Source organism: Streptomyces sp. NPDC058457, assembly GCF_042720695.1.
Classification (GTDB): Bacteria; Actinomycetota; Actinomycetes; order Streptomycetales; family Streptomycetaceae; genus Streptomyces.
On the sequence record NZ_JBHXLU010000001.1, the window covers coordinates 366,506 to 385,030 of the forward strand.

The 18,525-nt window shown below is 74.0% G+C and carries 18 protein-coding genes and 1 pseudogene; 13 read left to right on the forward strand and 6 right to left on the reverse strand.

All coding sequences use genetic code 11. The annotated features are described in order from the left end of the window. Window positions 1-21 precede the first annotated feature (21 nt). The 5 genes from ACFWPS_RS01665 (at window position 22) to ACFWPS_RS01685 (ending at window position 5,865) form a co-directional block, all read left to right on the forward strand. Window positions 22-1,956, forward strand: coding sequence for a prolyl oligopeptidase family serine peptidase (locus ACFWPS_RS01665; RefSeq protein ID WP_383699673.1), 1,935 nt, complete (start codon window positions 22-24; stop codon window positions 1,954-1,956). A gap of 23 nt (window positions 1,957-1,979) precedes the next feature. Next, window positions 1,980-2,903: an LD-carboxypeptidase gene (locus ACFWPS_RS01670; RefSeq protein WP_383699811.1), complete on the forward strand. Its 924-nt coding sequence runs from the start codon at window positions 1,980-1,982 to the stop codon at window positions 2,901-2,903. 62 nt (window positions 2,904-2,965) lie between these two features. After that, a complete protein-coding gene (locus tag ACFWPS_RS01675) occupies window positions 2,966-3,211 on the forward strand; it encodes a LapA family protein (RefSeq protein ID WP_383699675.1) in 246 nt (81 codons plus the stop codon). Window positions 3,212-3,230: 19 nt separating this feature from the next. Continuing rightward, the gene (locus ACFWPS_RS01680; protein ID WP_383699677.1) at window positions 3,231-3,794 is read left to right on the forward strand and encodes a GNAT family N-acetyltransferase; all 564 of its coding nucleotides are present in this window, start codon (window positions 3,231-3,233) and stop codon (window positions 3,792-3,794) included. A 121-nt stretch (window positions 3,795-3,915) separates the two neighbouring features. Beyond that, window positions 3,916-5,865, forward strand: coding sequence for a DUF5107 domain-containing protein (locus ACFWPS_RS01685; protein ID WP_383699679.1), 1,950 nt, complete (start codon window positions 3,916-3,918; stop codon window positions 5,863-5,865). Here the strand turns inward: ACFWPS_RS01685 and ACFWPS_RS01690 are convergent, their stop codons facing one another. After that, window positions 5,866-6,216 carry a VOC family protein gene (locus ACFWPS_RS01690; protein WP_383699681.1) on the reverse strand — a complete coding sequence of 117 codons (351 nt, stop codon included), beginning with the start codon at window positions 6,214-6,216 and terminating at the stop codon, window positions 5,866-5,868. Window positions 6,217-6,584: 368 nt separating this feature from the next. Here ACFWPS_RS01690 and ACFWPS_RS01695 point away from each other — a divergent pair, with 368 nt between their 5' ends. Together ACFWPS_RS01695 and ACFWPS_RS01700 are read left to right on the forward strand one after the other, a co-directional pair. Then, window positions 6,585-8,432, forward strand: a complete 1,848-nt coding sequence (locus ACFWPS_RS01695; RefSeq protein ID WP_383699683.1) for a transketolase — start codon at window positions 6,585-6,587, stop codon at window positions 8,430-8,432. Window positions 8,433-8,496: 64 nt separating this feature from the next. Beyond that, window positions 8,497-9,183 (forward strand): GvpL/GvpF family gas vesicle protein, encoded by a 687-nt coding sequence (locus ACFWPS_RS01700; RefSeq protein ID WP_383699685.1) that lies wholly within the window; start codon window positions 8,497-8,499, stop codon window positions 9,181-9,183. Between the two features lie 24 nt (window positions 9,184-9,207). On the opposite strand, the gene ACFWPS_RS01705 is transcribed toward ACFWPS_RS01700, so the two are convergent. The 5 genes and pseudogenes from ACFWPS_RS01705 to ACFWPS_RS01725 all read right to left on the reverse strand — a co-directional run bounded on the left by ACFWPS_RS01705 (window position 9,208) and on the right by ACFWPS_RS01725 (window position 11,582). After that, window positions 9,208-9,378 (reverse strand): hydrophobic protein, encoded by a 171-nt coding sequence (locus tag ACFWPS_RS01705; protein WP_383699687.1) that lies wholly within the window; start codon window positions 9,376-9,378, stop codon window positions 9,208-9,210. A 48-nt stretch (window positions 9,379-9,426) separates the two neighbouring features. Next, complete coding sequence (locus tag ACFWPS_RS01710) at window positions 9,427-10,242, reverse strand: class I SAM-dependent methyltransferase (RefSeq protein ID WP_383699689.1); 816 nt, start codon at window positions 10,240-10,242, stop codon at window positions 9,427-9,429. Window positions 10,243-10,385: 143 nt separating this feature from the next. Next, window positions 10,386-10,679 (reverse strand): annotated as a pseudogene (locus ACFWPS_RS01715) (phosphoesterase); the annotation flags it as partial. A gap of 118 nt (window positions 10,680-10,797) precedes the next feature. After that, entirely contained in the window at window positions 10,798-11,277 is a 480-nt protein-coding gene (locus tag ACFWPS_RS01720; RefSeq protein ID WP_383699691.1) for a hypothetical protein, read from the reverse strand. Then, the gene (locus tag ACFWPS_RS01725; protein WP_383699693.1) at window positions 11,277-11,582 is read right to left on the reverse strand and encodes a hypothetical protein; all 306 of its coding nucleotides are present in this window, start codon (window positions 11,580-11,582) and stop codon (window positions 11,277-11,279) included. The genes ACFWPS_RS01720 and ACFWPS_RS01725 overlap by 1 nt, the downstream gene beginning before the upstream one ends. Window positions 11,583-11,653: 71 nt before the next feature. Between ACFWPS_RS01725 and ACFWPS_RS01730 the strand changes: the two genes are divergently transcribed. From ACFWPS_RS01730 to ACFWPS_RS01755, 6 genes are all read left to right on the forward strand, one after another. Next, window positions 11,654-12,301: a histidine phosphatase family protein gene (locus ACFWPS_RS01730; protein WP_383699694.1), complete on the forward strand. Its 648-nt coding sequence runs from the start codon at window positions 11,654-11,656 to the stop codon at window positions 12,299-12,301. A 221-nt stretch (window positions 12,302-12,522) separates the two neighbouring features. Continuing rightward, complete coding sequence (locus ACFWPS_RS01735; RefSeq protein ID WP_383699696.1) at window positions 12,523-14,142, forward strand: ABC-F family ATP-binding cassette domain-containing protein; 1,620 nt, start codon at window positions 12,523-12,525, stop codon at window positions 14,140-14,142. A gap of 142 nt (window positions 14,143-14,284) precedes the next feature. Further along, window positions 14,285-14,542 (forward strand): DUF6158 family protein, encoded by a 258-nt coding sequence (locus tag ACFWPS_RS01740; RefSeq protein WP_383699698.1) that lies wholly within the window; start codon window positions 14,285-14,287, stop codon window positions 14,540-14,542. A 247-nt stretch (window positions 14,543-14,789) separates the two neighbouring features. Then, entirely contained in the window at window positions 14,790-15,899 is a 1,110-nt protein-coding gene (locus tag ACFWPS_RS01745) for a hypothetical protein (protein WP_383699700.1), read from the forward strand. Window positions 15,900-16,020: 121 nt separating this feature from the next. Continuing rightward, on the forward strand, window positions 16,021-17,325 hold the full coding sequence (locus ACFWPS_RS01750) for an aminotransferase class I/II-fold pyridoxal phosphate-dependent enzyme (RefSeq protein WP_383699702.1): 1,305 nt from the start codon (window positions 16,021-16,023) through the stop codon (window positions 17,323-17,325). Continuing rightward, complete coding sequence (locus ACFWPS_RS01755) at window positions 17,322-18,440, forward strand: MBL fold metallo-hydrolase (RefSeq protein WP_383699705.1); 1,119 nt, start codon at window positions 17,322-17,324, stop codon at window positions 18,438-18,440. The genes ACFWPS_RS01750 and ACFWPS_RS01755 overlap by 4 nt, the downstream gene beginning before the upstream one ends. The last annotated feature ends 85 nt before the right edge of the window (window positions 18,441-18,525 follow it).

Sequence of the window (18,525 nt, forward strand, 5' to 3'; positions counted from 1 at the left end):
CACAGGCGAGGAGGAGAGAACGTGGAGACGAAGGCGTACGGTTCGTGGCCCTCACCCATCGACGCGGCCCTGGCCGCGGCGCACGACGGCTTCGCCGAATGGGTGGGCTTCGCCGGCGGCGAGCCCTGGTGGACGGAACCCCGTCCGGCGGAGGGCGGCCGCAGGACCCTGGTACGCGGCAGCACCGGGGAGTCCGTGCTGCCCGCGCCGTGGAACGTCCGCAGCCGGGTCATCGAGTACGGCGGACGCCCCTGGGCCGGTGCCGTACCCGAGGACGGCGGTCAACCACTTCTGGTCTTCGTCCACTTCGACGACCAGCGGCTGTACCTGTACCGGCCCGGTGCGGCACCCCGCCCGCTGACCCCGCCCGGACCCCGTTGGGCCGACCCGCAGTTGCTGCTGGACCGGGGCGAAGTCTGGTGTGTCCTTGAGGAGTTCACAGGAGCCGCACCCACCGACGTACGGCGGGTGCTCGCCGCCGTACCGCTGGACGGCTCGGCCGCCGACGACCGGGCCGCCGTTCGCGAACTCACCGACGGCCGACACCGGTTCGTCACCGGGCCGCGCCTGACGCACGACGGGCGCCGGGCCGCCTGGCTCGCCTGGGACCATCCGCGGATGCCGTGGGACGGCACGGAACTGCTGGTCGGCGAGGTCGGCGCCGACGGAGTCCTGCACACGGTCCGCACCGTGGCCGGCGGTCCCACCGAGGCCGTCGCGCAGGCGGAGTGGTCCTCGGACGACCGGCTGCTGTACACCAGCGACCGCAGCGGCTGGTGGAACCTGTACCGCGACGACGTACCCCTGTGCCCGCGCGAGGAGGAGTTCGCGGGGCCGCTCTGGCGGCTCGGCCAGAACTGGTTCGCGCCGCTGGACAACGGGCTGATCGCCGTCCTGCACGGCCGCGGGCCGCTGGCGCTCGGGATACTCGATCCGGAGACCGGCGAGATCGCCGACGCCGCCGGACCGTGGACCGAGTACTCCGCCACCCTCGCCGTGCACGGCACCCGCGTGCTCGCGGTCGGCGCCGGCCCGCGCACCGCCCATGAGGTCGTCGAACTCGACGTCGCCTCCGGCCGCACCCGGGTCGTCGGCACCCCGCACCGGGACCCGGTGGACCCCGCCTACTACCCCGAGCCGCAGGTCCGCACCTTCGCCGGACCCGGCGGCCGCGAGGTGCACGCCCACATCCACCCGCCCCACCACCCAGGCCACACCGCCCCCGAGGGCGAGCTGCCGCCGTACGTCGTCTGGGCGCACGGCGGCCCCACCGGCAGGACACCGCTGGTCCTCGACCTCGCGATCGCCTACTTCACCTCCCGGGGCATCGGCGTCGCCGAGGTCAACTACGGCGGCTCCACCGGATACGGGCGGGAGTACCGGGAGCGGCTGCGCGAGCAGTGGGGCGTCGTCGACGTCGAGGACTGCGCGGCCGTCGCGCTCGCCCTCGCCGAGGAGGGCGCCGCCGACCGCGCCCGGCTCGCGATCCGCGGCGGCAGCGCCGGCGGCTGGACCGCCGCCGCCTCCCTGACCGGCACCGACGTCTACGCCTGCGGCACCATCTCCTACCCTGTCCTCGACCTCACCAGCTGGGGTGCGGGGGAGACCCACGACTTCGAGTCCCAGTACCTGGAATCCCTGATCGGCCCGCTGGCCGAGGTCCCCGGGCGGTACGTGGAGCGGTCGCCCAGCGAGCACGTCGACCGGCTCACCGCGCCCTTCCTGCTGCTCCAGGGGCTGGACGACGTGATCTGCCCGCCCGCGCAGTGCGAGCGTTTCCTCGCCCGGCTCGACGGCCGCCCGGTGCCGCACGCGTACCTCACCTTCGCAGGCGAGGGACACGGCTTCCGGCGCGCGGACACCCTGGTCCGTGCCCTGGAGTCCGAGCTCGCCCTCTACGCTCAGGTGTTCGGGCTGGACGTGCCCGGAATTCCCGAGCTGGAACTGGTGAAGTGACCGAAGTGGCCGAAGTGACCGAAGTGGCGGAACTGACCAGGCCGTCGAGGCTCTCCGCCGGATCGCGGGTCGCCGTCGTGGCGCCGAGCGGGCCGGTGGTGGAGGAGCGGCTCCAGGCGGGCCTCGACATCCTGCGCGGCTGGGACCTCGACCCGGTCGTGGCACCCCATGTGCTCGCCAGTGACGCCGAGCTGGGGTACCTCGCGGGCTCCGACGCCGACCGTGCGGCCGACCTCCAGCAGGCCTGGTGCGACCCGTCCGTGTCCGCCGTGCTCTGCGCGCGCGGCGGCTACGGCGCACAGCGCCTCGTCGACCTGCTCGACTGGGAGGCGATGCGGGCGGCCGGCCCGAAGGTGTTCGTCGGCTTCAGCGACGCGACCGTGCTGCACGAGGCGTTCGCGACCCGGCTCGGGCTCGCCGGCCTGTACGGGCCGGTGGCCGCGGGCGCCGACTTCGTCAAGAGCACCGAGGCGCAGGACCATCTGCGGGCCACCCTCTTCGCCCCGGAGACGGTCCGCACGATCCCCTCCCGGGGCGCCGCGCTGGTGGGCGGCCGGGCCAGGGGCGTCACCGTCGGCGGCTGCCTGCGGCTGCTCGCGGCCGGCCTCGGCACCCCGCTCACCCACCCCGGCGCCCGCGGCGGACTGCTCGTCCTGGAGGACGTCGGCGAGCGGCCGTACAGCCTCGACCGGAGCATCACCCAGCTGCTGCGGTCCGGCTGGCTCGACGGCGTCGCCGGGATCGTGCTCGGCTCCTGGGACCGGTGCGGGCCCTACGAGGAGGTGCGGCCGATGCTCGTCGACCGGCTCGGCGGCCTCGGCGTGCCGGTGGTGGAGGAGTTCGGGTTCGGGCACTGCGAGGCGGCCCTGACCATCCCGCTCGGGGTGGCCGCGGAGCTGGACGCGGACGCGGGCACGCTGACCCTGCGGGAACCGGCCCTGCGCTGAGAGCTCACCCGGAGGGCCGCGCCCGGCGGGCGGGGCGGGGCCCTGCGGACCACCCTGGTCGCATGAGCCCGAAGACCTCGGTGAAGCGGGACCGGACCGGCGGCCGGCACGGCGTGCTGCTGACCCCCGGCAGGATCGCCGTACTGCTGCTCGGCGTCCTCGGCCTGGTCTTCGTCTTCGAGAACACCCGCGCCACCGAGATCCGGTTCCTGGTTCCCGTGGTCACCACACCCCTGTGGATCGCCCTGCTCGCCACCGGGCTCATCGGCGCCCTCTGCGGAGCGTATTTCATGAAACGCCGGAGCTAGCTCCGCGTAGGGTGACCCGATGCCGCACACCGCTTCCCGCTATCTCGCCGAAGGCCCCCGCGTGGGCATCCGCCACTACACCTACGAGGACGGCGCCGAGTTCATCGCCCGCGCCCGGGAGAGCAAGGACCTCCACCAGCCCTGGCTGTTCCCGCCCACCACGGACGCGGCCTACGCCGGCTACGCGGGGCGGCTGATCGAGGACCGCAGCAAGGCCGGGTTCCTGGTGTGCGAGAAGGGGGCCGGGGAGAGCGACGGGGCGATCGCCGGGTTCATCAACATCAACAACATCGTCGAGGGCGGCTTCCAGTGCGGTGCGCTCGGCTACGGCGTGTTCGCGCACGCGGCCGGGCGCGGGCTGATGCGGGAGGCGATGGGGCTCGTCGTGGACCACGCCTTCGGGCCGATGCGGCTGCACCGGCTGGAGATCAACGTGCAGCCCGGCAACGCCGCGTCCATCGCACTCGCGCGCGGTGCCGGGTTCCGGCTGGAGGGCTTCTCGCCGAACATGATCTACATCGACGGGGCCTGGCGTGACCACGAACGCTGGGCGATCACCGCGGAGATGCGGACCACCGGCTGACCTCCGCACCGCCCGGCCTCCGCACCGCCCGGCCTCCGCACCGCCCGGCCTCCGCACCGCCCGGCCTTTGCGCAATCCTGACCGGCAGCTCCCCTGGTCAGCTCATCCGGTGCCGGGTTCCATGGTGATCGTGACGAGGATCCGACGTGAGGTACTGACCCTGCCCGCGGCGGAGTTGGGCCCGGACAACCCGCTGCCGCCGCTCCGCCCCCTCGAAGACGGGGGCACCGCCCACGCCCTTCAGGCAGTGGGGGACCACCGCGTGGACGAGCGTGACCGGGAGGACCTGCCACGGGACATGGCCCGGCAACTCGGCTACGAACCACTGCGCAGCCTCCTCCCGGTACGGGTCCGCGACGGCTACGGCAGAACGCGCACACCCCGCGCGATCGACGCCCTCGTGATCGAGAACGACCGGCTGCGCGCCACCGTCCTGCCCGGCCTCGGCGGCCGCGTCGCCTCCCTCGTGCAGCTGCCCACCGGCCGTGAACTCCTCCACCGCAACCCGGTGTTCCAGCCCGCCAACCTCGCCCTCAACGGCGCCTGGTACGCCGGCGGCATCGAGTGGAACATCGGCGCCACCGGGCACACCACCCTCTCCTGCGCCCCGCTCCACGCGGCCCGCGTCCCCGCCCCCGACGGCGGGGAGATGCTCCGGCTGTGGGAGTGGGAGCGGCTGCGCGACCTGCCCTTCCAGGTCGACCTGTGGCTGCCGGACGGTTCCGACTTCCTGTACGCCGGCGTCCGCGTCCGCAACCCGCACGAACACCCGGTGCCGTGCTACTGGTGGTCCAACACGGCCGTACCCGAGGACCGCCGGATCGTGGTTCCGGCCGAGGAGGCCTGGGAGTTCGGGCCCGAGCGCAGACTGCACCGGGTGCCCGTTCCGGCGTACGACGCCCAACACCCTTACCCGGCCGACTGGTTCTACGACATCCCGGACGGGCGGCGCCGCTGGATCGCCGCGCTCGACGCCGACGGCCACGGTCTGGTGCAGACCTCCACCGACGAACTGCGCGGCCGGAAGCAGTTCGTGTGGGGCTCGGGGCCCGGTGGCCGGCGCTGGCAGGAGTGGCTCGGCGGCCCCGGCACCGGCGGCTACCGCGAGATCCAGGCCGGACTGGCCCGCACCCAGCTGGAGCACGTCCGCCTCGACGCGGAGAGCGAGGTCTCCTGGCTGGAGGCGTACGGCCCGCTGTCCGCGGCGCCGCAGGACGTCACGGAGCGACTCGAACTCGCCCTGCCACGTACCGAGTTCGAGGCGGCCCACGCCGCCTGGAAGCCGTACGCCGACACCGAACCCGGCGAACTCCTCGCCACCGGCTCCGGCTGGGGCGCCCTCGAAGTGCTGCGCGCCGACTGGAAGCTGCCCGGGACACCGTTCGCGGAGCCGACGCTGACCGACGAACAGGCTCCCTGGCGGGAGCTGCTGCGCACCGGCACGCTGCCCGAACCCCGCCGGGTGCGGCCGCCCGGACCGACCCTGGTCGCCCCGCACTGGCGCGACATGCTGGAGACGGCCCCCGCCACCCCGCACACCGAGTACCACCTCGGCGTAGCCCAGTGGCACGCCGGCGACCGCGCCCAGGCCGTCCGCAGCTGGGAACGCGCTCTTCAACTCGCGCCGTCCCTCTGGCCGTTGCTGCGCTGTCTCGCCGTCGCCGACCAGGAGTACGGGCACCACGAGCGGGCCGCCGAGCGGTACGCCGACGCCTTCGACGACCTGTGCCGGGAGCGCCGCGACGACGGCGAGGCATGGACCGCCGCCTGCGCGGCGCTCGGCCGCGAGGCCGTCGAGGCACTGCTGCGGGTACGGCGGGTCGCGGACGCCCGCGCCGTGTGGGAGGCGCTGCTGCCCGCGACCCGGGAGCGCGGCCGCTTCCGGCTCCTGGAGGCGGAGCTGCTCCTCGCGGAGGGCGACCGGACGGCGGCCCGGGCCGTGTTCGAGGCCGGGTTCGAGGTCGCCGACCTGCGGGAGGGGTCGGAGGCGATCGGCCGGCTGTGGGCGCGACTCGGTGACGAGCCGCTGCCCGCCCGGTACGACTTCCGGATGCGGCCGCAGGACTTTTGATCAGTCCTGGTGCTGGTCGACGTACTCGAACACCGAGCCGTCCGGGTGCATCGCGATCAGATTGCGGCCGACGGGCGTGGCCACCGGCCCCGCGATGATCCGGGCGCCGAGGTCGTCCAGCAGCCGGTGGGCCGCGTCGACGTCCTTCACCGCGATCGTGGCGGCCACCTTGCGCAGCACCTCCAGCTCGTCCTCCGGTCCGCTCATCAGCAGGAAGGAGCCGACCGCGGCGACCTGGACGCCGCCGCGTTCGAAACGGAGGGCTCTGCCGCCGGAGAGGCGTTCGTAGAACGGGATCGCGGCTTCGAGGTCGTCGACGCAGATGCGCAGGGAGGCGCCCAGAATCTCCATGCCCACGAGCCTAGTTGCCGCGGGCCGGGATGGCGTCATGTCCGGTGATCTCCTGCTATGCCGGTGGCGCAGGACGCCGCAGCCTGCTGCGGGGCGGTGGGGGCTGGTCGCGCCCACGTGGCGGCAGTCGCATATGGACACAGCCCCGCGCCCCCGTGGGGCGCGCTCGCGCGGGGCGCGCTTCGACGCGCGGTGTTTGAGGGCCCCGCCTAGGGTTACCTGGTACGGGCTGGATCTCGCCGTGCCTTCGGAGGCGCACCGTGAGGGGCCGACCCCGGAACGTGACCGCGCCGAGATCGCCCTGCCGACCCCACCGGCCGCCCCGGTGCCCCCGATCCGGCACGGACCGTCCCCCGGGAAGGAGCCTCATGAACACCGCCGAACTCGTCGAACTCGCCCAGCAGTTGCGCGTGGACAGCGTGCGGGCGGCCGCCGCGGCCGAGTCCGGGCATCCCACCTCGTCGATGTCCGCCGCCGATCTGATGGCGGTCCTGCTCGCCCGCCATCTGCGCTACGACTTCGAGCGGCCCGACCACCCCGGCAACGACCGCTTCGTCCTCTCCAAGGGCCACGCCTCGCCGCTGCTGTACGCCGCCTACAAGGCGGCCGGTGCCCTCGACGACGCCGAACTGCTCACCTTCCGGCAGCTCGGCAGCCATCTGGAGGGGCACCCGACCCCGCGCCGGCTGCCGTGGGTGGATACCGCCACCGGCTCCCTCGGCCAGGGCCTGCCGGTCGGTGTCGGCATCGCGCTGTCCGGGAAGCGGCTGGAGCACGGCCGCTACCGGGTCTGGGTGCTGTGCGGGGACAGCGAGCTGGCCGAGGGCTCCGTGTGGGAGGCCGTCGAGCACGCCGGGTACGAGCACCTGGACAACCTCACCGCGATCGTGGACGTCAACCGGCTCGGCCAGCGCGGACCCACCCGGCACGGCCACGACCTCGATGCCTACGCCCGCCGCTTCCAGGCCTTCGGCTGGCACACCGTGGAGATCGACGGGCACGACGTGGACGCCGTCGACCGCGCCTGCGGCGAGGCCCGGGCCACCGCCGGACAGCCCACCGTGATCCTCGCCCGTACCCGCAAGGGCAGGGGCGTCGCGGCCGTCGAGGACCGCGAGGGTATGCACGGCAAGCCGCTGCCGCACCCGGAGGCGGCCGTCGCCGAACTCGGCGGAGTGCGGGAGCTGCACGTTCACGTGCAGGAGCCGCCGGCGGCCCGTGCGCTGCACTCCGTGCCCACGGGACCGATCGAACTCCCGCGCTACGACAGGGGAGACGAGGTCCCCACCCGCGATGCCTTCGGGAAGGCGCTCGTCGCGCTCGGCCACGCCCGCGCCGACGTCGTCGCGCTGGACGGCGAGGTCGGCGACTCCACCCGCACCGAGCTCTTCGGCAAGGAACACCCCGACCGCTACTTCGAGTTCTACATCGCCGAACAGCAACTCGTGGCCGCCGCCGTCGGCATGGCCATCAGGGGCTGGGTGCCGTACGCCGCCACCTTCGCCGCCTTCCTCACCCGCGCCTACGACTTCGTCCGCATGGCCGCCGTCAGCGGCAGCGGGATCAACCTGGTCGGCTCGCACGCGGGCGTGGCCATCGGGCAGGACGGGCCGTCCCAGATGGGCCTGGAGGACCTGGCGATGTTCCGCGCGGTGTACGGCTCGACCGTGCTCTACCCGTGCGACGCCAACCAGACCGCCAAGCTCGTCGCGGCCATGGCCGGGCTCGACGGCATCCGCTATCTGCGCACCTCGCGCGGCGCGAGCCCGGTGATCTACGGTCCGGACGAGGAGTTCCCGGTGGGCGGCAGCAAGGTGCTGCGCTCCTCCGAGGAGGACCGGCTGACCGTGGTCGCCGCCGGGGTCACCCTGCACGAGGCGCTGAAGGCCGCCGACCTGCTCGCCGAGGACGACATCCGGATCCGGGTCGTCGACCTGTACTCCGTCAAGCCCGTCGACCGGCGGACGCTGCGCCGCGCCGCCGAGGAGACCGGCTGTCTGCTCACCGTGGAGGACCACCATGAGGAGGGCGGGCTCGGCGACGCGGTCGCGGAGGCCTTCACCGACGGCAGGCCCGTACCGCGGCTGGTCCGGCTCGCCGTGCGCACCATGCCGGGTTCGGCCGCGCCCGACCAGCAGCTGCACGCCGCCGGGATCGACGCCGACGCGATCGCGGCGGCCGGGCGGCTGCTGGTCGGGGAGGCGGTCGTGCGCTGAGACGCGGACCCCGGCCGTGCCCGGTGCCAGGCTGAGGACCATGAGCGGGGCAGGAGGAGGACAGATGACAGCACAGGGCGGACTCCGGTACGTGTACGCCGTCTGCCGTCCGTTCGCGGCGGCCCTTCAGGCTCAGCTCACCGGCGTGGCCGGCGCCCCGCCGGGACTCCTCAGGCACCACGGCCTGGTCGCCGTCGTCAGTACCGTCCCGGCGGGGGACTTCGCCGACGAGCCGCTGCGGGACCATCTGGAGGACCCGGAGTGGCTGGCCGCGACCGCCCGTGCCCACCAGGGCGTGATCGACGCGCTCACCACGGTCACCACGCCGCTGCCGCTCCGGCCGGCCATGGTCTTCCGGGACGACAGCGGCGTACGGACCATGATGGAGGCCCGCGAGGCCTACTTCCTGCAGACCCTCGACCGGCTCGAAGGGCGGGTCGAGTGGAGTGTGCGGGTCCACATCCCCGTCGGCCCGCCCGAGAAGGCGCGGGCCGCCGAGGAAATGGCCCGCATTCTGCACGAGCGGCTTTCCGGGCGTGCCGAGGATTCCAGGCTTTTCGGGACGTCCGAGCAGAGACTGCTCGACGCTGCTTATCTGGTGCGGCGCGCGGACTCCGAGGAATTCGTGGAACTGGTCGACCGCACGAAGGACACGGCACCGGAAATACGGGTGGAACTCACCGGGCCCTGGGCGGCCTATTCCTTCACGGAACCGACCGCCGAGTCGACGGGACCGGCAGCGCGTGGCTGATTCCGGCCCCGTCGGACGGTGGTGTCACCACCGGTACCAGCGGCTTCGGCCGCCGGCGCCGGTCGTACCGCGGACCAGGAATCCGAGGAGCCACAGCACGAGCACGACGAGCGCGATCCACCAGAGCAGTTTCACCGCGAATCCGGCACCGAAGAGAATGAGAACGAGAAGCAGTACCAGCAGGATGGGAACCATGGTGTGAACCTCCTGCAGAGCGGGTTTCCCGAAATCCGCGGATCAGGCTCACTTACGGCAGAGAATTTCTCCGTGCAGTACGGCGAACCAGCCGTCCTCCTGCACCGCCCACTTCCGCCAGGCCGCCGCGACCGCCGCCAGCTGCTCCGTGGTCGCATGGCCGCCCTCGGTGGCCCGCTCGGCGTAGGACGAGGCGACCGTGCGGTCCGCCCACAGCCCGCCCCACCAGGCCCGCTCCTCGGCCGTGCTGTACGTCCAGGTGCCCGAGGTGGCCGTGATGTCGGTGAGCCCCGCCGCCAGCGCCCAGGACTTCAGCCGCCGCCCGGCGTCCGGCTCGCCCCCGTTGGCGCGGGCCACCCGCCGGTACAGGTCCAGCCAGTCGTCCAGCCCCGGCACCGCCGGGTACCAGGTCATCGCCGCGTAGTCCCCGTCGCGTGCGGCGATGAAGCCGCCCGGTTTGGTGACCCGCCGCATCTCGCGCAGCGCCTGCACCGGGTCGCCCACGTGCTGGAGCACCTGGTGGGCGTGGACCACGCAGAACGTGTCGTCCGGGTAGTCCAGTGCGTGTACGTCGGCGACCGCGAAGTCCACGTTCGTCAGCCCGCGCCCGGCGGCGGTCGCCCGGGCCTGCTCCAGGATGCCGGGCGCGTAGTCGACGCCGGTCACCTGGCCGTCCGGGACCAGTTCCGCCAGGTCCGCGGTGATGGTGCCCGGACCGCAGCCGATGTCCAGGATCTTCATGTGGGGTTTGAGCGAACCCGCCAGATAGGCGGCCGAGTTGGCGACGGTTCGCGAGGTGTGGGAACGGAGCACCGACTCGTGGTGCCCGTGCGTGTAGACAGCGGTCTCCTGCGGCTTCGACATGGCTCGACCCCTTCGCGTCACACCTGCGGACGGCGCCGGACGACCCCGTCCCGCGGTGTCCGCAACGCTACGCCCGCATGCCGAATGATGAGACCTGCGTTTCGCGATATGGACTGACGGTTCGTCACGACGGGAGGGGAGTGTCAGCACGGCGGCCGGTGCACGGTCAGTGCCTCCGGCAGCTTCTCCACGGTCATCTCGCCGCCCACCTCGGTGACTTCGCCGTCGTACGCGAGCGGTGTGCCCGCCGCGATGCCGGTCAGGCGCAGCCGGCTCACCCGGGCCTCGGCGTGGGCCGGGGAGCGGATCAGCGGGCCGGCCAGGGCGGCGGAGAGCAGGCGGAGCGCGGGGTGCCGGCCGCCGTGCACCACGCGTACGTCGAGCTGCCCGTCCGCCAGGTCGGTGCGGCGGCCCGGGGGCAGGGCCGGCCGGTGGTGGAGGTTGAGGGTGCCGCCGGTCTACCCGCCAGGCAGCAGTCGAACCGGTAGGCCTCAAACGATGCCGATCTGCCCTGGTCAGCTGCTCCCGCACAGCGGGGGACCCTGACTGAACCAGTCAGGGTCCAGGGAGTTCCGCCGAGGCGTCCCGGCTGGCCAGGGCGGCCTGGCGGGCCTGGAAGAGGGCCCGGAGCGCCTCCTGTGCGCCGCCGCGGTCCAGTTCGGGCTCCTGGGCGAGGAGGAGACGGGCCTTGGCCTCGACGTCGCCCCAGGCACGGCGGCTGCGCCGGTTGGCCGTGCACCTTACGTCGCTGCGGAGGAAGCCCGCGCCGGCCGCGAGCCCGGCCGAGACCAGCGCCAGCAGGGCCGCGGGGACGCGGGCTTGCGCCGACGCGAGTCCGGCGGCCCCGGAGACGCCGGCGAGGACGGCAGCCGGGAAGCCGAGCCCGATGTCGACGACGGTCCAGAAGCCCACGCGCCGGTCGGCGCTGCGCAGTTCGCGCCGCGCTTCCTCCAGGAGGCGCTCCGCCTCGGCCCGCAGGCGTGTCGGCGCGCCCGGTGGGACCCCGTTCTGCTGCGGCATGTCGGCATCGGTCACTACCCAAGGATTCCAGCCGGGCGGCCGGTGCGGCAGCCGAACATCATTCCCTCGGGGGAACGGAACACCTCCACCGGCGCCACCGCCGCGCCCCATGCCGGGGACTCCAGGGCGCCCCTGGTCGCGAAGGCGGCCGCCGACGCGGCGTGCCCGGCGCTCCGGCTCAGCCGGGGCAGCACCGGCTCGGCGTACGGCCGGTTCCGTGCGGCGGCCATCTCGAACAGCCGGCAGTCGAGGGCGAGCAGCCGGTCGCGCAGCGCGTGCCGGCCGGGTTTCGGGACGGTGAGGTCGACGTCTGGGCTCATGCGGGTGCGGTTTACCCTGAAGTGGCACTTTCCTGCCGGCACGCGGTGCGGTCGAGTGAGAGGAACCCTGGATGCGCCTGCTCCTCATACGTCACGGGCAGACCCCGACCAACGTCGACTTCCTGCTCGACACCGCGGTACCGGGTCCCGGTCTGACCGTCCTCGGCGAGCAGCAGGCGGCGGCCCTCCCCGGGGCTCTCGCCGGCGAGGACATCGCGGCCCTCTACGTCTCCACCCTCACCCGCACCCAGCTCACCGCCGCCCCGCTGGCCGCCGCCCGCGGTCTCGACCCGGTCGTCCGCGACGGCATCCGGGAGGTCTCCGCCGGCGACCTGGAGCTGCTGCCCGGCCACTCCGAGCGGGGTCAGGAGTACATGCGGACCGTGTTCGCCTGGGCGGCCGGGGACACGGCGCTGCGCATGCCCGGCGGGGAGACCGGGGACGAGGCCCTGGGCCGCTACGACGCGGTGATCGCCGAGGCCGCCGCGAGCGGCGCCGGCACGGTCGCCGTGATCAGCCACGGCGCCGCGATCCGCCTCTGGACCGCGGCCCGCGCCGACAACGTCGACGTCCCCTACGCGGCCTCCCGTCCCCTCGACAACACCGGTGTGGTGATCCTGGAGGGCTCTCCGGCCGACGGCTGGAAGGCCCTGTCCTGGGAGGGTGCGGTGGTGGCCCCTGCGGGGGCGAGCGGGCCGACGGGGGAGCCGTTGCAGTAGGGCCGCCCATATGTTCGGCTGCGGGTGCGTCGTGGTTGCTCGCGCCCACGCGGCGGAGCCGCATGTCGATACAGCCCCGCGCCCCTGAAGGGGCGCTACCGCAACGCGCCCCAAAGGGGCGCGGGGAACTGCGCGACCAGCCCCCACCGGGTCCGCAGCCGAAGACCTCGGGTCGATAACGGTTTGCCCCCGGCCGGGAACAAACCGCAGAATCCCTGACCATGGGACATCTGGAAGCCGCGCATCTCGAGTACTACCTCCCCGACGGGAGGGCGCTGCTCGGCGATGTGTCGTTCCGGGTGGGCGAGGGGGCCGCCGTCGCCCTCGTCGGACCCAACGGCGCCGGCAAGACCACCCTCCTGCGGCTGATCTCCGGCGAGCTGAAACCGCACGGCGGGACGGTGGCCGTGAGCGGCGGTCTCGGGGTGATGCGCCAGTTCGTGGGTTCCGTACGGGACGAGACGACCGTGCGTGACCTGCTGGTGTCCGTCGCACCGCCCGGGATCCGGGAGGCCGCGCAGACCGTGGACCGGGCCGAGCACGCCATCATGACCGTCGACGACGAGGCGGCCCAGCTGCGGTACGCGCAGGCCCTCGCCGACTGGGCCGAGGTGCGCGGGTACGAGCACGAGACCCTCTGGGACATGTGCACCACGGCCGCGCTCGGGGTGCCGTACGAGAAGGCCCAGTGGCGGCAGGTGCGCACCCTCTCCGGCGGTGAGCAGAAGCGGCTGGTGCTGGAGGCGCTGTTCCGGGGCACCGACCAGGTGCTGCTGCTCGACGAGCCGGACAACTACCTGGACGTGCCTGGCAAGCGCTGGCTGGAACAGCAGCTGAAGGAGACCCGTAAGACGGTCCTGTTCGTCTCCCACGACCGCGAACTCCTCGCCCGCTCCGCCGAGAAGATCATCTCCGTGGAGCCCTCGCCGACCGGCGCCGACGCCTGGGTGCACGGCGGCGGCTTCGCCACCTACCACGAGGCCCGGCGCGAACGCTTCGCCCGCTTCGAGGAGTTGCGCCGCCGCTGGGACGAGAAGCACGCCCAGTTGAAGAAGCTGGTGCTGAGCCTCCGTCAGGCCGCCTCCATCTCCCACGAGTTGGCGTCCCGGTACGCGGCCGCCCAGACCCGCCTGCGCAAGTTCGAGGAGGCCGGCCCGCCGCCCGAGCCGCCGCGCGAGCAGGACATCAGGATGCGCATCAAGGGCGGCCGTACCGGCGTACGCGCCGTCACCTGCGCGCAGCTCGAACTCACCGGCCTGATGAAACCCTTCGACCTGGAGGTCTTCTACGGCGAACGGGTCGCCGTCCTCGGCTCCAACGGCTCCGGCAAGTCGCACTTCCTGCGGCTGCTGGCCGGCGGGGACGTGGCGCACACCGGGGAGTGGAAGCTGGGCGCGCGGGTGGTGCCCGGGCACTTCGCGCAGACCCACGCCCACCCCGAACTGGAGGGGCGCGCGCTGCTGGACATCCTGTGGACGGAGCACTCCCAGGACCGCGGCGCGGCGATGTCCCGGCTGCGCCGCTACGAACTCACCCAGCAGTCCGAACAGAACTTCGATCGGCTGTCGGGCGGCCAGCAGGCCCGGTTCCAGATCCTCTTGCTGGAGCTACAGGGTGTGACGGCACTGCTCCTGGACGAGCCGACCGACAACCTCGACCTGGAGTCCGCCGAGGCCCTCCAGGAGGGTCTGGAGGCGTTCGACGGCACGGTGCTCGCCGTCACCCACGACCGCTGGTTCGCCCGCTCCTTCGACCGCTACCTGGTCTTCGGCAGCGACGGCCGGGTCCGTGAGACCCCGGAGCCGGTGTGGGACGAGCGCCGGGTGGAGCGGGCGCGGTAGAGCGGCGGAGAGACGCGGCAGGGGAGCGCGGCAGGGGAGCGCGGCAGGGAGGCCCGGTAGGGAGGCCCGCACGCCCGGATGTTCGTACAGTGGAGGCAGGAATCCGGACCGCCGGGACCCACACGACGAGCGGGGTACCACCATGACCGGAGTCGACCCCAGCCGGCTGGACGACCAGCAGCTCATGAAGGAGCTGGAGACCATCCACCGGACGCGCCACGACACCCTGCTGTACGGCTCGAACGACGCGCTGCGGGCCCACAACGAGCGCATGGCCCAGCTGGAGGGCGAGTACCTGCGCCGCCATCCGCGCCGTCTCGTCGCCGCCGGCCGGACCCGGGAGGGCGCCCGCGAGCGGAACTGCGCCGAGGCGGTCGCGCCGGGCGCCGCCGCGAGCTGAGGCCCGCGGTACCGGAGTCCCGAACGACTCCGAGGACGTCTCGCCGACCACCTCGTGCACCGGTGTGCTCTCCGCCTTGCCCGGCGCCGTTCCGGCATGCCGGAACCGGGTCATGGCGTCACTCGAAAGAGGACGCATGTCCTGCGAATGGGGTCCGGCCGCGCGCGACCGGACGTGGGGCGGGCTGTGATGACTGCGGGGGTACGGGCCCCGTGCCTCCGAGTCGTCCGTGCAAGGAGCTCCTCCCATGTGCCGCACCGTTCGCGCCCTGTCCGTCGCCGTCCTGGCGGGTGCCGCGTTCGGCGCCACCGGTACGGCCGTCGCGGCCGCCGGCCCCGCCGCCGAGATCAGCCCCGGCAGCGCCCGGCCGGGCGCCACCGTCATCGTCTCCGTGACCTGCGAGAAGGCCGACGGACGGGGTACTGGGCAAGCGCCCTCGGTCATCGACGCCACGTCCTCGGCGTTCGCCGGGCGCACCGTGCGGCTGGCCAGGGTCGACCAGGGCGGCGGGCTCGTCTACCGGGGCACCGCGCAGGTCGTCTCAGGGGACGGGCCGGTGAGCTATACGGAGGGGGACGCGGCGACGGGAGACGTGGTCGGGGGCGCGGCGAGTGCCGGGCACGCCGGCACCTGGACCGTCGACGGAACCTGCCCGGCGGTCAGCCAAGCGCAGGCGCGGCCGTGGACCGCGCACCTCGCGGTCGCCCCCGTCGACGGTGGCACGGCTTCCGCAGGAGACGGCGGGACGGTTCTCCAAGGCGGCGGTGGCGCCATGCCGGAGGTCGGCGGTGGCGTCGTGCCGCAGGTCGACGGTGGCACGGTCTTCCAGGGGGACGGGGGAACGGCCCCTCACGGGGACGCCGGCGTGATCACCGGCGGGGACGACGGCACGGCCTCGCGCGGAGACGACGGCATGTTCACCCGTGGTGACGGGGGCGGCACGGCTCCTCGCGGTGACGAGGGCACCGCGGCTCGCGGGGACGACGGCGCGGCCTCCCGCGGGGACGACGGCCAGGCCTCCCGCGGGGACGACGGAACTGCCTCGCGCGGGGACGACGGCGCGGTCTTCCGTGGTGACGGGGACGCGGGGCGGCCCTGCACCGGGGGACAGCAGTCGTGCGGTGGCGGCGACCGGCAGGAGTGCGGCGGCGGGGCGCACGGCGGTGACGGCTCCTGCGCCGTGGCGGGGGTGCAGCACGGGGTGGAGGCAGGGGACGGGGGCGCCTACGACACATCCGTGGCGGCCTTGGTCGCGGGCGGGATGCTGATCGCGGCCGCCTGCTGCGGCGCCGCCTACCGGGTGTGGGGCGGCAGGCCGTACCGGCTGTGGAGCGGGAGGTCCGGCGCGGACGGGTGACCGGGCCGCCACCGGGTACCCCCGGGCGACCACTCCGGCACCGTACGCACGACCCGACGACGGAACACGGCTCGGCCCGGACCGGACAGCACACGGCACCACGGACTGCGCGGAGGCGGACATGCGGCGGACGGATCCCGGGGGCCACCGACCGGCGAACGGCACCTCCCCGGAGGAGAGCGAGCCGGCGCCGCCCGAGGGCCACGGACCCGTCCGCTATGGGCCGCCCCTGCCCGACGACGGACTGCCCGTCCTGCCCGAGCTCTCCGCCGTACTGGCCGCCGCGGCGAACCGGGGCGCGGAGGAGCCCGTCGGCGGCGGACCGGCACTGCTGGACGCGGCCTGCGGCTACTGGCAACGCCGCGGTCTGCCCGCCCCGCCCGACCGGGTGACCGCGGGACCCGGTGCCCCCGCCCTGCTGCTGGCGCTCACCGCCGCGCTCGGCGGCGACGTCCTGGTGCCGCGCCCCTGCGCCGCCTGGTGGGCGCCGTACGCCAGGCTCCTCGGCCGGCCCGTCTTCCACGTGGCCACCCCGGCCGAGTCCGGAGGCGCGCCCGACCCGTACGCGCTGCTGGAGACCGTGCGCCGGGTCCGGGACGAGGGCGGCGACCCCCGGCTGCTCGTGCTCTCCGTCGCCGACGACCCCACCGCCACCGTCGCCCCACCCGAACTGCTGCACGAGACCGTGGAGGCCGCGACCGGCGCGGGACTGCACCTGGTCAGCGACGAGACCTGGCGCGACACCCTGCACGCCCCGGACGCCACCGTGCTGCTCAGCCCCGCCGAGATGCTCCCGGACCGGGTCACCGTCGTCACCGACCTGGCCGGTGCCCTGCTGCCGGCCGGCTGGCCCGCAGCCGTCGCCCGGTTCCCGGAGGGTGCCACCGGTACGACCCTGCACGCGCGCGTGCTCGACATCCTCACGGCGCTGGGCGCCCGCCTCGCCGGACCGGTCGCGGTCGCCGCGCGCCACGCGCTCGACGAGCCCGGGCCCGTCACCGCCCGCCGGGAGGCCGTCGTACGGCTGCACGCGCGCGTGGCCGCCGCCGCGCACACCGCGGTCGTCGCCGGCGGTGCCCTGGCCCGGCCCCCGCAGGCCGGCCGTCACCTGTACGCCGACCTGGAGCCGCTGCGTGCCGCGCTCGGCACCCACGGGGTCGGCGACGCACAGGAGTTGGAGGACTTCCTGACCGCCCGGCTCGGCATGCCCGCACCCGGCGGCCATCGCTTCGGCGACGACCTCGGCGCGCTGCGCGTCCGGCTCGCCACCGGGCCGCTGCTGGGCGACACCGACGCGGAACGCCTGGAATGCCTCACGTCACCCGCACCGTTGGAACTGCCACACGTGCAACGCGCGTTGATGTCCTTGAGGTCCGTACTCGACGATCTCCGCGACGACGCTCAGCGATGGGAGCCTCCTCGATGACGCAGCAGACGCATGAGTCAGGGTCCGCGACGACGACTGCCACCACAACGCCCGACCTCACGCCGCCTGTCATGACGACCGGTGAAACCGATGCCGCCACCTCCGCGGCCCCGACCGCCTACGCGCCCCCGTTCCCGCCGCTCGCCGAACCCCGCCCGCTGGGCGAACTCCGGGTCTGGCCGCGGACCTTCCACGACCGCCTGACCGCCCCCCTGCCCGGCCTCAAGGCCATGGCCCGGTTCGCCCGGGAGGGCTCCGTCCGCCCCGGCCGAGAGGGCCTCGCCGACGTCCGCCGGCTGCCCTTCGAACCCGGCCCGCTGCCCCGCGCGGACGCCGGCACCGTCTCCGTCACCTGGGCGGGACACGCCAGTTGGGTCCTCCGGATCGGCGGCCTGACCGTCCTCACCGACCCGGTCTGGTCCCGCCGTATCCTCGGCACACCCGCCCGCGTCACCCCGGTCGGCGTCCCCTGGGAGACCCTGCCACGCGTCGACGCGGTCGTCATCAGCCACAACCACTACGACCACCTCGACGCCCCCACCCTGCGCCGCCTCCCGCGCGACACCCCGGTGTTCGTGCCGGCCGGGCTCGGCCGCTGGTTCCGGCGCCGCCGATTCACCACCGTCACCGAGCTGGACTGGTGGGAGGCGGCCCAACTGTCCGGCGTCCGCTTCGACTTCGTTCCCGCCCACCACTGGTCCAAGCGCACCCTCACCGACACCTGCCACAGCCTCTGGGGCGGCTGGGTCCTCACCGCCCCCGACGGCGGACGCGTCTACTTCGCCGGCGACACGGGCTACGGTCACTGGTTCTCCCGCATCGGCCGCCGCTACCCCGGTATCGACCTCGCCCTGATGCCCATCGGCGCCTACGACCCCCGCTGGTGGCTCAGCGACGTCCACCTGGATCCGGACGAGGCGGTACGGGCGACGGAGGACGTGGGCGCGAGGCGCATGGCCCCCATGCACTGGGGCACCTTCATCCTCTCGGCGGAGCCGGTCCTTGAACCGTTGACGCGGGTGCGGACGGCCTGGGAGCGGGCGGGGCGGGACCGGGAGGACCTTTGGGATCTGCCGGTAGGAGCTTCAAAGGCGCTTGAGTGGAGCGCCCCGTAAGGGGCGCGGGGAACTGCGCGACCAGCCCCCCCCCCCCCCCCCCCAACCCCCCCCCCCCCCCCCCCCCAACCCCCCCCCCCCCCAC